The organism is Clostridioides sp. GD02404, from assembly GCF_045898275.1.
Taxonomy (GTDB): Bacteria; Bacillota; Clostridia; order Peptostreptococcales; family Peptostreptococcaceae; genus Clostridioides; species Clostridioides difficile_A.
In genome coordinates, this window is record NZ_JBJOCA010000014.1 from 93,252 (window position 1) to 109,014 (window position 15,763).

General features: G+C 30.5%; 14 protein-coding genes and 2 tRNA genes. All 16 read right to left on the reverse strand.

From position 1 onward, the window contains the following. Positions 1 to 5: 5 nt before the first annotated feature. The 16 genes from Q3287_RS10380 to Q3287_RS10455 all read right to left on the reverse strand — a co-directional run bounded on the left by Q3287_RS10380 (position 6) and on the right by Q3287_RS10455 (position 15,735). Positions 6 to 743, reverse strand: coding sequence for a YwmB family TATA-box binding protein (locus tag Q3287_RS10380; protein ID WP_054268702.1), 738 nt, complete (start codon positions 741 to 743; stop codon positions 6 to 8). A gap of 86 nt (positions 744 to 829) precedes the next feature. After that, positions 830 to 1,699 (reverse strand): 4Fe-4S binding protein, encoded by an 870-nt coding sequence (locus Q3287_RS10385; protein WP_074179928.1) that lies wholly within the window; start codon positions 1,697 to 1,699, stop codon positions 830 to 832. Positions 1,700 to 1,880: 181 nt separating this feature from the next. After that, a complete protein-coding gene (locus Q3287_RS10390) occupies positions 1,881 to 3,182 on the reverse strand; it encodes a rhodanese-like domain-containing protein (protein WP_407964044.1) in 1,302 nt (433 codons plus the stop codon). 193 nt (positions 3,183 to 3,375) lie between these two features. Beyond that, a complete protein-coding gene (glmS, locus tag Q3287_RS10395) occupies positions 3,376 to 5,208 on the reverse strand; it encodes a glutamine--fructose-6-phosphate transaminase (isomerizing) (RefSeq protein ID WP_074179926.1) in 1,833 nt (610 codons plus the stop codon). A gap of 268 nt (positions 5,209 to 5,476) precedes the next feature. Next, positions 5,477 to 6,823, reverse strand: coding sequence for a phosphoglucosamine mutase (gene glmM, locus Q3287_RS10400; RefSeq protein ID WP_054268698.1), 1,347 nt, complete (start codon positions 6,821 to 6,823; stop codon positions 5,477 to 5,479). Between the two features lie 170 nt (positions 6,824 to 6,993). Beyond that, complete coding sequence (locus Q3287_RS10405) at positions 6,994 to 7,551, reverse strand: 2-oxoacid:acceptor oxidoreductase family protein (protein WP_054268697.1); 558 nt, start codon at positions 7,549 to 7,551, stop codon at positions 6,994 to 6,996. Beyond that, entirely contained in the window at positions 7,552 to 8,304 is a 753-nt protein-coding gene (locus Q3287_RS10410; RefSeq protein ID WP_003420710.1) for a thiamine pyrophosphate-dependent enzyme, read from the reverse strand. It lies immediately after the preceding gene. Then, positions 8,304 to 9,383: a 3-methyl-2-oxobutanoate dehydrogenase subunit VorB gene (locus tag Q3287_RS10415; protein WP_021382548.1), complete on the reverse strand. Its 1,080-nt coding sequence runs from the start codon at positions 9,381 to 9,383 to the stop codon at positions 8,304 to 8,306. The genes Q3287_RS10410 and Q3287_RS10415 overlap by 1 nt, the downstream gene beginning before the upstream one ends. 28 nt (positions 9,384 to 9,411) lie before the next feature. After that, positions 9,412 to 9,627, reverse strand: coding sequence for a 4Fe-4S binding protein (locus Q3287_RS10420; RefSeq protein WP_021382532.1), 216 nt, complete (start codon positions 9,625 to 9,627; stop codon positions 9,412 to 9,414). Between the two features lie 42 nt (positions 9,628 to 9,669). Further along, positions 9,670 to 10,347 carry a hypothetical protein gene (locus tag Q3287_RS10425; protein WP_054268696.1) on the reverse strand — a complete coding sequence of 226 codons (678 nt, stop codon included), beginning with the start codon at positions 10,345 to 10,347 and terminating at the stop codon, positions 9,670 to 9,672. Then, on the reverse strand, positions 10,337 to 11,416 hold the full coding sequence (gene buk, locus Q3287_RS10430; RefSeq protein WP_054268695.1) for a butyrate kinase: 1,080 nt from the start codon (positions 11,414 to 11,416) through the stop codon (positions 10,337 to 10,339). Before buk ends, Q3287_RS10425 begins: the two co-directional genes overlap by 11 nt. Before the next feature lie 21 nt (positions 11,417 to 11,437). Beyond that, positions 11,438 to 12,340, reverse strand: coding sequence for a phosphate butyryltransferase (gene ptb / locus Q3287_RS10435; RefSeq protein WP_021382540.1), 903 nt, complete (start codon positions 12,338 to 12,340; stop codon positions 11,438 to 11,440). A 305-nt stretch (positions 12,341 to 12,645) separates the two neighbouring features. Next, positions 12,646 to 13,827, reverse strand: a complete 1,182-nt coding sequence (locus Q3287_RS10440) for a YbbR-like domain-containing protein (RefSeq protein ID WP_407964045.1) — start codon at positions 13,825 to 13,827, stop codon at positions 12,646 to 12,648. Further along, the gene (cdaA, locus tag Q3287_RS10445; protein ID WP_021382536.1) at positions 13,824 to 14,663 is read right to left on the reverse strand and encodes a diadenylate cyclase CdaA; all 840 of its coding nucleotides are present in this window, start codon (positions 14,661 to 14,663) and stop codon (positions 13,824 to 13,826) included. The genes Q3287_RS10440 and cdaA overlap by 4 nt, the downstream gene beginning before the upstream one ends. Before the next feature lie 914 nt (positions 14,664 to 15,577). Continuing rightward, positions 15,578 to 15,651, reverse strand: a tRNA-Arg gene (locus Q3287_RS10450). 9 nt (positions 15,652 to 15,660) lie between these two features. Beyond that, positions 15,661 to 15,735: transfer RNA gene (locus Q3287_RS10455), tRNA-Gly, on the reverse strand. Between the last annotated feature and the right edge of the window lie 28 nt (positions 15,736 to 15,763).

Below are 15,763 nucleotides of genomic sequence, written 5' to 3' on the forward strand. Positions count from 1 at the left end.
CATAATTAATAATCTAATTTTATAATTGGTGTGGCAATATATATGAGTGTTTTTCCTTCATCCTCATTATATCTAATTCCTATATTTAAATTAATTTTTTCCCCTAAATATTCTAAATCATCATCATTTAATACTTTACTATATGCTGTTACTGATAAAAAGTTTACGTCTTTAACTTTATCTATTTGCTTAGCATTCATATTATATAATATTTTTTGTAAAATATCATCATATTTGTTGTTTTGTAACCTTTTTGTGTATTCTCCAACAATACAAGCAGACACATCTACTTGAGATGAATATTTATTTAACACATTTTCTACGTTACTATAAATATCCTCTTTATGTTTATATACTTTGTTATCCAATATGTCAACTATTATGTAACTTTCTTTATTATTTTTATTTATTCCTTTTATGGAAATTTCTTTATCGCTACCTTTTATAGTAGCACATAATTGCATTTTATCGCCATACCCTTTTTGATTCCAATTTATTCCTTTTCCATCTAGCTTTAGATTGTTAATTATTTCTATAAAAATATTACGAAATTCTTTATTTGATAAATTATAATTTATAACAGAATTAATTTTAACATTATAAAATTTAAAGTCTGCTTCCGAAATTTCAAGTGCATTAGTTAATTTATTATACCTAGTATTTATACTTGTATCTGCATAAGATATCGTCATCCCTATAGTCATTAATATAAAAAAGCATATAGCTAATTTTATCCTTTTCATAATAAAAAATCCCCCTTAAATATGTTTTTCCTTATAACAGAATTATTAACAAATTTAAGAGAGATATACTTTCTCAATAGGTATTTTTATGCATTTTGCAATTTTATATTCATTAAATGTTTCTCAAACTCTTTGATACCAATTCTTTCTAATACTTTACTTATTCTTTCTCCTGGACTTGCTAATTGTTTATATGTATTAAATACATCTTGAACTAATTCTTCTATATTATCTTCTGTATACAGATTACTAAGTCTGTCTCCAAATCTATAACCTCTTCCCATTCTACCACCAAGATAAACAGCTAATCCTTTTTTATCAACTTCCATAGCTCCAAATGGACATACCTGAGCACATTTTCCACAATTTACACACTCTTCTTTATTCCACACTAGTTTCTTATTTTCCATATATACTGATTTTTGTCTACAAGATGATGTACATAATCCACAATTTTTACATTTATCTTCATTAAATTTTACATATACTTGCCCTACAATACCTACATCATTAGTATTCGCTTTTGCACAATTGTTTGGACATCCAACTAGAGTAATCTTAGTTTTAGATGGTAAATCATATCCAAAATATAAATCATGTAACTTTCCACATAATTCTTGTGTATCATATATTCCATGTTGACATACAGTACCTTTACATGCAACTAGTGGTCTTACTTTCTTTCCTGTACCACCATGTTCTAAACCTACAGTTTTTAAATCGTCTTTTATTGAATCTATATCTTCATATTTTATCCATGGTATTTCCACAGCTAGTCTAGTAGTAACACCCAAATAACCTCTACCATATTTCTCAGATAACTTTGACAAGTTAATAAGTTGTTCTGCTGTAAAGTTTCCAGCTCTACTTAATATTCTTATTGAGAAATATCCTTCTTGACTTTGAGCCAATATCCCCTCAGCTTTCAACTTTGCTTTTTCATCTTTGCTAATCATCTCTTACACCTCATAATATAAATTTATAATTCTATACTGCTAATAATATGTTTAAATAAGTCTATATTTATATAATCATATTCTAACTCTGTTTATATTTTAAAACATAACAAAGGTATATTCAACTTATTAAAGAGAATACACCTTTATGTTAAGTAATTCTATTGTACTTTAAAAGGCTCTATTTATATGCTCCAACTTCAATTTGATTTGAGTTATCAAGACTCCATCCCATCCATCCATCACTATAAAGAGATGTTTCTTCAACACCCATTACATTTGCATATGTTAATACCTCAGCAGCACGCCATCCACTTCCACACATGAATATAAGCTGTTTATTCACATCTATACTTTCTTTATTCCACATTTCTAAAATCTCATATTTATTTCTCATTGTGTCATCAATATTGCGATATTCTTCTAGTGAAACACTATCACTACCTGAATGCCCATATAAAGCCCCTGGTACACGTCCCTTTTTATCATAATATGTATATCCAGATATTTTACCTATATGCTCATCCCAAGTACGAATATCTACTAATGCACATTTATTTCTTTCTTTTAGTCTTTGCTTTAATTGAGATGTTGTAACAATTAATTGCGGGTTGACTGGAATATTTGCTCCAAAATTAGTGCATGAATGCCTTGAGTTACTAGTAAGTTCTAATTCATATCCTGCTGATATCCATGAATTTATTCCACCATTTAAAACCCTTACATCTCTTACTCCTATATATCTTAATATAACAGCTAGTCTATAAGATGCCATAGTTGTACTGCTTGAAACTATTACAGTATCATCCTTCGTAAATCCATAATTTAATGCAAACTGAGTCAGATTATTATCATTGTCTAGCATCCATGTTGGAGGTGGTTCTATAATATCAGTATTTATATGAACACTTGTAGGTATATGACCTTTCGCATACGATTCTTTTTCTTCTCCCCAACTTGCTTCAATCATTTTTATATGTTTGGAATTTTCAAATGTCTCTGGTATTCCCCCATCCAGTATTTCTTTTATTATAGAAGCTGGTACTATCATTTGATAATTTTTATACCTTTCCATTGGAAGATTCTCATTCTCTGCCCATTGATTAACATCATATTTATATAAATACTTATATCCCTTTTTAAACAAATACTCTGCTACAAGTAAAGCATCTTTTCCATTGGCATCATATAATACTATATTTTTATTTAAATCAATTCCCTTAGTTCTCAGTGCTTGCTCTAGTACTTCATCTTTTTTATCTGAGTATACACTTAACCAATTAGCAGAGAAATCTATAGCACCTTTTATATGTCCTCCTCTTTTTACTCCATCTAACTTCCATCCATTATATGCATCATTTAAACGAGTATCAACTACAATCCAAGATTTATCTTGTATTTTTTCTTGTAAAATTTCAGTAGAAATTGATTCGAGATTAATAAAAAAATCTTCTTTATTTTTCTTTTTAAAATCATCCGACATAATTTATTCTCCTATTTATAATATTTTTTTATTTGAAATTATTTCATTAAATTAAAACTGTTTTCTCATAAAGTATTAAATTAATTATAACAAAAAAACATGCTTAATTCTTATAAAAAAGCTCATCCTATAAAATACAAACAATAGAATGAGCTTTTTAATAAATATTATCTATTTAATTTTTAATATATTTTTATTCAACTGTTACTGACTTAGCTAGATTTCTTGGTTTATCAACATCGCATCCTCTTAATACAGAAACATGGTAAGCAAGTAATTGCATTGGTACAACTGCTAATATAGGAGATAAAATATCATCTGAATTTGGTATATAGATTATTCTATCAGCAGCTTTCTCAACATCCTTATTGTGACTTTGAGCTATAGCTACTACATAAGCACCTCTTGCTCTTACTTCCTCCATATTAGAAACCATTTTTTCAAATAATTTTTCTTGAGTAGCTATAGCAATTACAGGAGTTCCTTTTTCTATTAAAGCTATTGTTCCATGCTTTAATTCTCCTGCTGCAAAAGCTTCTGCATGTATATATGAAATCTCTTTTAATTTTAATGAACCTTCCATTGCTAAACTATAATCTATTCCTCTTCCTAAATAGAATGCATGGTCAGAACTCACAACTGTTTTAGCAATTTCTTTTATATATTCTTCGTTATCTAGTATTTCTTGTATTTTTGATGGTATTTCTTTCATCTTAGAAATCATACTATCATAAAATTCTCTATTTATTGTTCCTTTCTTAATAGCAAAGTCTAGAGCTATCATATATAGAGAAGTTATTTGAGTAGTATATGCCTTAGTTGATGCAACGGCTACTTCAGGACCTGCCCAAGTATAGAAAACATCATCTGATTCTCTAGCTATAGATGAACCTACAACATTAGTTATAGAAAGTATTCTTGCTCCTTTAGCCTTTGAGTCTCTTAATACTGCTAAAGTATCTGCTGTTTCACCAGATTGACTAACTAATATTACTAATGAATTTTCATCTACAAATGGGTCACTATATCTAAACTCTGATGCTATATCAGTTATTACTGGTATATTTACAAATTTTTCTATAGCATACTTACCAAGTAATCCAGCATTATATGCTGTTCCACAAGCCACTATATAAACTTTATTTATTTTATCTAAATCTTCTTTAGAAATATTTATACTATCTAAAACTATGCTTCCATTGTCATCAAGTCTTCTTTCTAGCGTTTCTCTAACACCTGTTGGTTGCTCATGAATTTCTTTTGACATAAAGTAATCATATCCACCTTTAGATGCAGCCTCTACATCCCAAGTTACATGGAATACTTCTTTTTCTACTAGATTTCTATTAGAATCATAAACTGTTACGTTTTCATCTTTTAGATGAACTATTTCTCCATTTTCTAAGAAATAAACATCTCTAGTGTATTTTAATAAGGCAGGTATATCTGACGCTATAAAGTTTTCTCCTTCACCAACACCAACTACAAGAGGACTATCTTTTCTTACTGCAACTAGTTCATTTCCATGTTCTTTACAGATAACACCTAGTGCATAAGCTCCTCTTAATTTTGATATAGTTTTGTATACAGCATCTAATAAATTACCTTCATAATATTTATCTACTAAATGTGCTATTACTTCTGTATCTGTCTGAGATTCAAATTTAACACCTTCAGAGATTAACTCCTCTTTTATTTCCATATAATTTTCTATTATCCCATTATGAACAACTGCTATTGTTTTAGCTTGATTAAAATGAGGATGAGAGTTTACATCAGATGGTTCTCCATGAGTTGCCCATCTTGTATGCCCTATTCCCAAATTTCCATCAATAGGATTCTTTTCTAAATCCTCTGCCAATACAGAAAGTCTACCTTTAAATTTTCTGATATCAAGCTCTTCTCCATTAGAATTATTAACTGCTACTCCTGCAGAGTCATAACCTCTGTACTCTAGCTTAGAAAGTCCTTCTACTATAACTTCTGCTGCCTTTCTACTTCCTAAATATCCAACTATTCCACACATTATTTGTGTCCTCCTAAAAAATATTATTTATATATTTTAAGAGTTAGGTCATATAAGTTTACTTTGGCTTCCCTTTGTCCATAGGATTACTCCTATTATTTAAAGAAGTCTTTCGATGGTAAACACACCGCAGAGCATCCGCCGACAATTCGATTAACTCTGACCTCGTCAACTTAGTTCCTATGTTACTTAATAATTATGTCTATAACTAAGTTCTGGCGCTTAGAAAGGTGCTCTCAGTATTTATACCTGAGAATACCCTTATAAATTACGATAATTTTTCTTGTATAAGATTAGCTAAATTTGTTGCTAATTCTTTTATTTGACCTTCCTCTTTACCCTCTAACATAACTCTAACTAATGGCTCAGTTCCTGATGGTCTTATCAAAACTCTACCATTTCCATCTAAAATAGATTCTATTCTTTCTATCTCAGTTTTTATTTCTGGATATTCCATATATTTAGTTTTATTTTCATTTTTTATTGTTGCATTTACTAATACTTGTGGATATTGACTCATTATTGATGCAAGCTCTGATAAAGGTTTCTTTTCTTGCAAGATTATATTTGCAAGTATTAAAGAACTAAGTACTCCATCTCCAGTTGTATTGTAATCTAAGAATATCATATGTCCAGATTGTTCTCCACCAAGATTGTATCCATTCTTAACCATATCCTCTAAAACATACCTATCTCCAACTGCTGTAGTAGATAAATTTATTCCATTTTCTTTAGCAGCTATTGTTAATCCTATGTTACTCATAACTGTAACTACTAAAGTATCTTGTGCTAATTTATTATTTTTCTTCAAATTTAAAGCACTCAATATCATTATATGGTCTCCATCAACAATTTGACCCTTTTCATTTACAGCAATTAATCTATCGGCATCTCCATCATATGCAAGACCTAAGTCAGCATTATGTTCCAAAACAGCATTTTGAAGTTGTTCTGGATGTGTAGAACCACATTTATAATTTATATTATTTCCATCTGGTGAGCTATTTATTGAAATTACACTTGCTCCTAATTCATCAAATACTATTGGTGCTACTTTATATGATGCACCATTTGCACAATCCAATACTACTTTTAATCCTTTAAAATCGGTACTTATTATTGATTTCAGATAGTCTACATAGTCCCTTTGTGCATAATGTTCATGTAACTTTCTTCCTACATTTTCGCCAATTGGTAGACATTCAATTTTATCTATATCATCTATATACTCTTCTATTCTTAATTCAATTTCATCATCCAATTTATATCCATTCTTATTAAAGAATTTAATTCCATTATATTCAACAGGATTATGAGATGCAGATATAACCACGCCACAATCAGCACCATATTTTCTAGTTAAATATGCCACTGCAGGTGTTGGTATTATTCCAACAGTAATAACATCACATCCAACAGACATAAGTCCTGCTATTAAAGATGCTTCTAACATATCTCCTGATATTCTCGTATCTTTACCTACCACTACTTTTACCCTGTGGTCTCCTTGAGCTAAGACAAAACCACCAGCTCTACCAAGTTTATATGCTAAGTCACATGTTAATTCTGTATTTGCTACTCCTCTAACTCCATCAGTTCCAAAATACTTTCTCACTAAAGATTCTCCTTCCATAATTGAAAAGCTTGCAATTTATATTATATTTTTATAGTTCATAAAATATCATTATATTCTTAATTTCAGTCATAAAAACATTTTAATACTTATCAGCAAAAAAGACAATAGAAATAATTCTATTGTCTTTTTTTTGACATCTTTTTTCTTTATTAGTTAGTTGCTACAGAACATGCAGCATCCATACCTTTTTGTAGAGCTTCTCTGTTTAATGGAACGAATTTTTCTTTTCTAGGTCCGAAAACTTTCTTAAATGCTTCTAATACAGATTCTATATCTACAGTATCAGCTACTTTTAAGTAAGCTCCTAACATTATCATATTAGCAACTTTGTCATTTCCTAACTCAACTGCTAATTCATTTGCTGGTATATAATAAACATCTACATCTGTTCTTTCAACTTTTTCTTTTATTAAAGAGCTATTTACTATTATTTTTCCACCAGGGATTACATCATCTTTGAATTTTTCAAATGCTGGTATGTTTAATAATATAGCTGCAGTTGCATCATCTGTTATAAGTGGAGAACCAACTGGTTCACTAGATACAGTTACTGCACAGTTTGCTGTACCTCCACGCATTTCTGGTCCATAAGATGGTAACCAAGAAACTTCTTTTCCTTCTAGCATTCCTGCATAAGTAAGTAATTGTCCCATAGACATAACACCTTGGCCTCCGAAGCCTGCACATATTACTCTAGCTGTAGACATTTACTTCACCTCCTCAACTTCAACATTTTTGAAATTTCCTAATGGATAGTATGGTATCATATTGTCTCTTAACCATTGTAAAGCATCATTTGGAGCTAGTCCCCAGTTTGTAGGACAAGTAGATAATACTTCTACTATTCCAAATCCTAATCCTGCTTGTTGAACTTGGAATGCTTTCTTTATAGCTTTTTTAGCTTGTCTAACATGAGCTGGAGTATCAACTGCTACTCTTTCTACAAATACAGCTCCTGTTAATGTAGCTAACATTTCGCTTACTCTTATTGGATAACCTTGAGTTTCAGCATTTCTTCCTGATTGAGCAGTAGTAGCTCTTTGTCCAACTAGTGTAGTTGGAGCCATTTGCCCACCAGTCATACCATATGTTGTATTGTTTACAAATATAGTAGTTATTTTTTCTCCTCTAGCAGCTGCATGAACTATTTCAGCAGTACCGATTGAAGCTAAGTCTCCATCACCTTGATAAGTGAATACTGTATTTTCAGGATGAACTCTTTTTATTCCTGTAGCAGCTGCTGGTGCTCTACCATGAGCAGCCTCTTGAGTGTCACAGTTAAAATATTTATATCCTAGAACTGAACATCCAACTGGAACAACACCTACAGCATCACCTAATACTCCTAATTCTTCTAATACTTCACCAACTAATCTATGGATTATACCATGTGTACATCCTGGACAGTAGTGAGTTTGGGTATCTTGTAATCCTTCAGTTTTCTTAAATACAACAGCCATTATCTAGCACCTCCTGCAACCAATTCTCCGGCAATAATTTTTTTAGCTTTTTCAACTATTTCTGCTGGTGTTGGAGTCATTCCTCCTGGTCTTCCATGGAAGTAAACTGGTAATTTACCTTCTACTGCCATTTTAACATCTTCCACCATTTGTCCCATACTCATTTCAACAGTTAATATGTTTCTAGCATTAGGAATTTGGTCAAATGCTTCAAATGGGAATGGCCATAATACTTTAGGTCTTATAAGACCTGCTTTTATTCCTTCTTCTCTTAATATATCAATTGCGCTTTTTACTACTCTTGAAGTAGTTCCATAAGCTGCAAATACAAATTCAGCATCTTCTGTTTTGTACATTTCGTATTGAACTTCATTTTTTTCCATTGCTTCAAATTTTTCTTGTAAATGCCAACAATGGTCTTCTAGTACTTCTGGCTCTAAGTATAGAGAGTTTATTACATTAGGTACTCTTTTTCCTTTAGTTCCAACAGTTGCCCAATCTTTAGGAGGCAATTCTCTTTTCTTTTCAGGAGCTTTAAATTCAACTGGCTCCATCATTTGACCTATCATACCATCTGCAACTACCATAACTGGTGATCTGTAGTAATCTGCAACGTCAAAAGCTTCCATTATCATATCAACAGCTTCTTGAACTGTAGCTGGTGCGAATACTGGAGTTCTGTAGTCTCCATTTCCTCCACCTCTTGTAGACATAAAGTAGTCAGCTTGTGAAGGTTGTATACTTCCTAGTCCTGGACCACCTCTCATTACGTTAAGTACAACACAAGGAACTTCTGCACCTACTGCATATGTTATACCTTCTTGTTTTAAAGCAACTCCTGGTGAAGATGAAGAAGTCATAACTCTTGCTCCTGCACCTGCTCCACCATAAACCATGTTTATTGCAGAAACTTCTGATTCAGCTTGAACGAACGCTCCACCTATCTTTGGTAACTCTCTTGATAAATATTCTGGTAATTCACTTTGTGGAGTTATTGGGTAACCGAAGAAATATTTGCAACCAGCTTCTATAGCTGCTTTTCCAAATGCTTCGTTACCTTTCATAAGTATCTTAGCCATTAAAATTCCCCCTTAAATATTAATTAAATTAATCTCTTTCTACTGTTATAACTACATCTGGACACATAGTTGCACAACTTGCACATCCTATGCATTTTTCCATTTCAAAAACAGTTGCTGGGTTATACCCTTTTTTGTTTATTACATTTGAGTCTAATTGTATGATTTTTACTGGACATGCTTCAACGCATAATCCACAACCTTTACAACGTTCTTCATTAAAAGATACTTTTCCTTTAGCCATTTACCTAAGCCTCCTTAAACTTTCTATATATTTGAGCTCAAACTACATCCAATCTTCTCTCATATATAATTTTATAGGAAAAATTTCTCCTTCTATGTCTTTTGGTAACTGTTCAACAAGATTTTCTAAACATGCAACATATCTTATAGGTATATTACATTTCTCAGAAACTTCTTTTGCAACTTTCTGTCCTCTTAAAACGTCATCAATAGTAGTAAATCTAATAAGATGAGTATTATTAATTAGACCTGTTACCTTTAACTTAGAAGATTTTTCTATTTCCTTTATATATTGGATAACTTCTTCAGAAGTTTGAGTTTTCTCCCTATTTGCATTTATTACAAAAAGCATATCATAGTCGCCTTCTTTTAACAAATGACTAAATCTTCCTATAACTCTGGCACCTACATTATCTCCACCTAAATCTATAACAGAATTGTATGAATTGTCCACCATAGGAGACATTACTTCTGCTGATACTGCTGGTAAGTCTAATGTTGGAGCATTGATTGAGCTATCAATTGGTTGTATACCTAAAGATTTCATTAGTTCTTTCTTTTCTCTAGTTCTAAAGTATACATTTACCACATCTAAATCGGCTATAGCAACTTTGCCAGAAACCATATCTCTTAATTTAATAACATAGTTCATCGCAAATTCACTTTTACCACTTCCATAGTGACCAGTTATGATTCTTATTCTTTTATCATTAGTTATCATAAACTTGGGCCTCTTCTTCACCAGTTAAAACTCTAAGTCCACCTTGAGCTAATGCAATCATTTCATCTTCTCCTGGATAAACTTTTACATCTGCTATAAATTTAACTCTATCTGTAATCATTTCTGTAAACATTTTTGAATATGCGATTCCACCAGTTAATAGTATTGCTTTTACATCTCCCTTAAGAACTGCTGCATTAGCTCCTATTTCTTTAGAGATTTGATATGCCATAGCTTCATATAATAATTTAGCCTTTTCATCACCAGCTTCAATTCTTTCTTCAACTTCTCTAGCATCATTAGTATTTAAATATGCAACTAATCCACCATTACCTTTTATTTTCTTTTTAATTTCATCTTGAGTATATTTTCCACTAAAGCACATTTTTACTAATGCACCTACTGGTAATCCACCACTTCTTTCTGGAGAGAAAGGACCTTCTCCATCTAATGCGTTTGCAACATCTACTATTCTACCATTTTTATGAGCTCCAACAGAAACTCCTCCACCCATGTGAGCAACTATAAGATTTATATCTTCGTATTTCTTACCTATTTCTCTAGCGTATCTTCTTGCTATTGCCTTTTGATTTAGAGCATGTACTACACTTGCTCTGCTTATTTCAGGCATACCAGAAATTCTAGCGATATCTTCTAATTCATCCACAACAACAGGGTCTACTATGTATGAAGGAACATTTACTTCATCACCTATTTGCTTTGCTATTATTCCACCTAAGTTTGAAGCATGTTCTCCTAAAACTCCTACTTTTAAATCTTCAATCATAGCAGCACTTACTGAATAAGTACCGCCTTTTATAGGTTTAAGAAGTCCTCCTCTACCTACTACAGCATCTAATTCAGATGTTTTTACTCCACCTTCTTTTAGAGCTTCTTCTATTACTTGTTTACGGAATTCAAATTGGTCTGACACTTTCTCATATTTTCCTATTTCTTCTGAAGAATGTCTTAAAGTTTTTTCAAATACTAAATCCTCATTATCAAATACAGCTATTTTAGTTGATGTCGATCCAGGATTTATTGTTAAGATTTTAAATATTTTGCTCATTTGCCTATTTCCCCCTTAAATTTAAGCCTTTGCTGCCATTAAAACACCTAAAGCTATTGAGTTAAGTTTAGTTTCTTCACTATCTGCTCTAGAAGTTAGTATTATTGGTGCTTTAGCTCCAACTATAACTCCTGCATTTTTTGATTTTGAGAAGAATACTAAAGCTTTATATAATATGTTACCACCTTCAATATCTGGAGCTAATAATATATCAGCTCTTCCTGCTACAGGATGATTTATACCTTTATGTTTAGCTGCTTCTAAAGACACCGCATTATCAATTGCAAAAGGTCCACCAACCATACAACCTTTGATTTCTCCTCTTTCATACATTTCTTCTAGTTCTTTAGCTTCAACTGTATCTTTCATTTTTGGATTTACTTTTTCTTTTGCGCATATTGCAGCAACTTTTGGTTCGTTTATATCTAATGAATGTGCTACTGTGCAAGCATTTTCTATGATTTGCTTTTTAGTATTTGTATCAGGAGCTAAGTTCATAGCTGCGTCAGTTATGAAAAATAATCTGTCATATCCCTCTACATCAAATACTGCTACATGACTTAATACATTTCCAGTTCTAAGACCTACTTCTTTATTTAAAACTGCTTTTAGTATTATTGATGTGTCTACTAAGCCTTTCATTACCATGTCGGCTTTTCCTTGTGAAACTAATTCAACAGATTTTAGAGATGCTTCTGCTAAATCTTTTATATCTATCAGTTCATAATTTTCGATATCCATGTCTATGCTTTTTGCAATTTCTTTAGTCTTTTCTATATCACCTACTAAAATAGCATCTGCTATTTTTTCTTTTCTAGCCATCTCAACTGCCATTAAAACTTCTTTGTCTTGACAACATGCTACTGATATAGTTTTAGGTCCTCTTTCTTTTGCAAACTTAATTACTTCTTCAAAGCTTTTCATGCATTTCCACCTCATCTTGAATTTTTTGAAATAGAACTTTTTATATCTCAATTAAATTATAACTCGTTCAGCAACGTTTTCCTAGGGATAATTGAAATATTTAATTCAAAAATATTTATTTAAATCTATTTATCAGTCTTTTTTCATAATTTCTAGTACTTTTTAGATTTAACAAATATCTCATTGTCCTTATTTTATAATATAACTAAAATAAACAAGATGCAACAAAAACATAAAATTAACAAACTTAATTTTATAGGTTTTTTTGTCGCATCTTGTAACAACTAAATATTCGAAATATTTGTTCATTCCACTTCAACAATATTAGGTTCTATATTTATTTTTTTAAATTGATATGTTGTTTCATATTTTACTTTGTATTTACTATCTTCTTCAGGTCCTTGTGATAAATCGATAAACAATGAAATATCTTTTTTATTTAACTTGCTTAAGTCTTCTGTCGATTCTACTACAACTTTTATATTTACATCAGAAATTATACTTGGATTATCCATATTTGCTGGTATATTTCTTAATTCAATATCCTCTACATTGTATAGAAACTCTGCACTTAACTGTTTTGTTTCATTTAATTTTATTGTTATAGAACTGTCTTCAAGAGTTATACCTTCTGGAACCTCTAAACTCACTTCTTTTTCTCCTCCATCAGCTAAATCAGCTAAATCAACAGGTTTTGTCTTAATATAATTTATTTTGTCTATATTTTCTTTTTTTCCTTTTATTGTAACTTGTTCTGCACTTAATTTATAGTTTTTCAGTGCATCATTATCTTTACCATCCTTCAAGTTCACTCTTATTGGTACCATCTTTTCTTTTAATAATTCTATTTGTGCAGTTACAAAAGATGAGCTTAATGTTACACCTTCAACCTTTGTTCCACTACTATTTAATGGAATTAATTCTAATTTTTTAGAAAAGTCCTCTGTTTGATTTCCAACATCTAAGTTAGCTCTTACACTTTTGACTTCATTAACCAGACTTCTTGGTCCCGAAACATCGACAACATTCTTACTAAGTTCAATTTTGTTTATATTTCTTTTTGAATTTCCACTTACTTCTACCTTTATATCTCTTTTTTCTTTTATATTTTTTTCAAGATTCACTACTAAAACATCATGTTTAAATTCTATAGTGACACCTTGAGGAATATTTGCTTTTAAATATACTTCTTTCTGTCCTTGTATTGGGTCTTCAATAGTTCCATATACATGTATATCCTCTTTTTTTACACTTTGTACCTTTGATAAACTACCTTTTATATATACATCTGCTGTTAATTTTTCGTCTGGATATATAACAAGATTTTTATCTTTTAAATCACTCATGTTACTTATCGATACAGGTATATCCTCAAACCCCTTAGTTTCTTCAGGGTCAACTACAGCCATAACATACATCCATAATGCAATTGCACTTAAAAATGATATTATTTTTATTTTGGTATTATTTTTCAGTCTATTTATCATTTAAATATACCACCTTTGAAAAAACTTCTTGTTTCTGTATTTGTTTTTAGATTACTACGTAATATATTCATCATTCTTTCTCTAGAGATATCTCTATATAACTTACCTGATTTAGCGATTGAAACGCCTCCAGTTTCTTCAGACACAATCAGTGTAATACAGTCAGATACTTCACTTACACCTATTCCCGCTCTATGTCTAGTACCTAAATCTTTGCTTAAATCCTTACTTTCTGTCAGAGGTAAAAAACATGCAGCTGCCTTTACTTTGGAATCTCTAATTACAACAGCTCCATCATGTAGTGGTGTATTTGGTATAAATATATTTATTAATAGCTGTCTAGAAATCTCAGCATCAATAATAGTTCCTGTATTTATTATGTCACTTATTCTAGTTTCTCTTTCCATTATGATAAGAGCGCCTATCTTTTGTCTAGAAAGTGAATATAATGCCTCTACAATTTCCTCTATATTTCTATTAAGAGTCTCTTCTGATGTATTTACATTCTTTCCAAATAAATTAAATTTTGCTCTTCCTATATGCTCAAGTCCTGCTCTAAATTCTGGCTGGAAAATTATAAGGGCAGCTATAACTCCATAATCTAGAGCTTTAAGAGATATCCAATAAACGGTATGCAGTTTAAAAGTGTTACTAAGTTGAGTTGCTAGTAAAAGAAATATTATCCCTTTAAATACTTGTTCTGCTCTTGTATCTTTTATAAACATAAATATTTTGTAAAAAATATACGCTACTATAGATATGTCAATTAAATCATATATACTCATTCTTAATATTATATTAAAAAATCCATTTAAAAAAGAATTTATATCTAACACAGTTTTATCCTCCTGTTTGATAACTTCTTAATTATTTACACTATGTATTATACTATATAAATCTAACTCTATACAAACTATTTAACTTTTGTGTAAATAATTCTAATTTTATGGTTCGAGATTGTTAAATAATCTCTAAAGACATAAAAAATATTGATTCAATAAATGTATATTTTTATTAAAGTTAGTTTTAGGTCAAATAATTCAAACCATCAAGGCGCGAATACAAAATAGTACTCGCGCCTTAACACAGTTTTATGCTATAGAACCTATTTAATATATCATTAATTAATATATATTTACTAAAATAAATTTTATAATCTGCTCATTAATTATATAACTGAAACATTATCTATCATAAATATTATCTTATTAACTTATTAATGTAATTCTTGCCTTAAAATAATAATCTGCTTTATAACTAGTCTAGATAAATTTATTTTAATATACTACTACAAATACTATTAGAAATTATTTTCTATAGGTAAAATAACACACATATTCTCAAACTTATGCATCTATTACCTATACTATTATAATTCATTTAGTATAACCTATAAATGTTACATTACATTGTCAATTCTCTATAATACTTAATTTTTCATAATTCATTATATAAGTACAATTAATTTATAAGTTAATTAATCATTCTAATATATTAATACTATAAAGTATACAATATAATGTATATAGACTTTATCCTATAGTTAGTGATTCCTTCTAACTAGAACTTTTATAAATGTCTTGTAAACTATTATACATTAGCATTTATATGTTTACAATATTAATGAATATACTGTAACTCTTAGAAGGTTTAAAGTTTGTAAAGAAAAAGACACAGGTAATATACATGTATCCTGTGTCTTTTTAAACAATATAAAAGTTTACTATAAAATATAGTAAACTTTTCTTAATGAGCGCACAGGGATTCGAACCCCGGACACACGCCTTAGAAGGGCGTTGCTCTATCCAGCTGAGCTATGCACCCAAGTTATTATGGAGCGGGAAACGAGATTCGAACTCGCGACTTCAACCTTGGCAAGGTTGCGCTCTACCACTGAACTATTCCCGCTTATTTAGTTTGGCGACCTGGAAGGGGC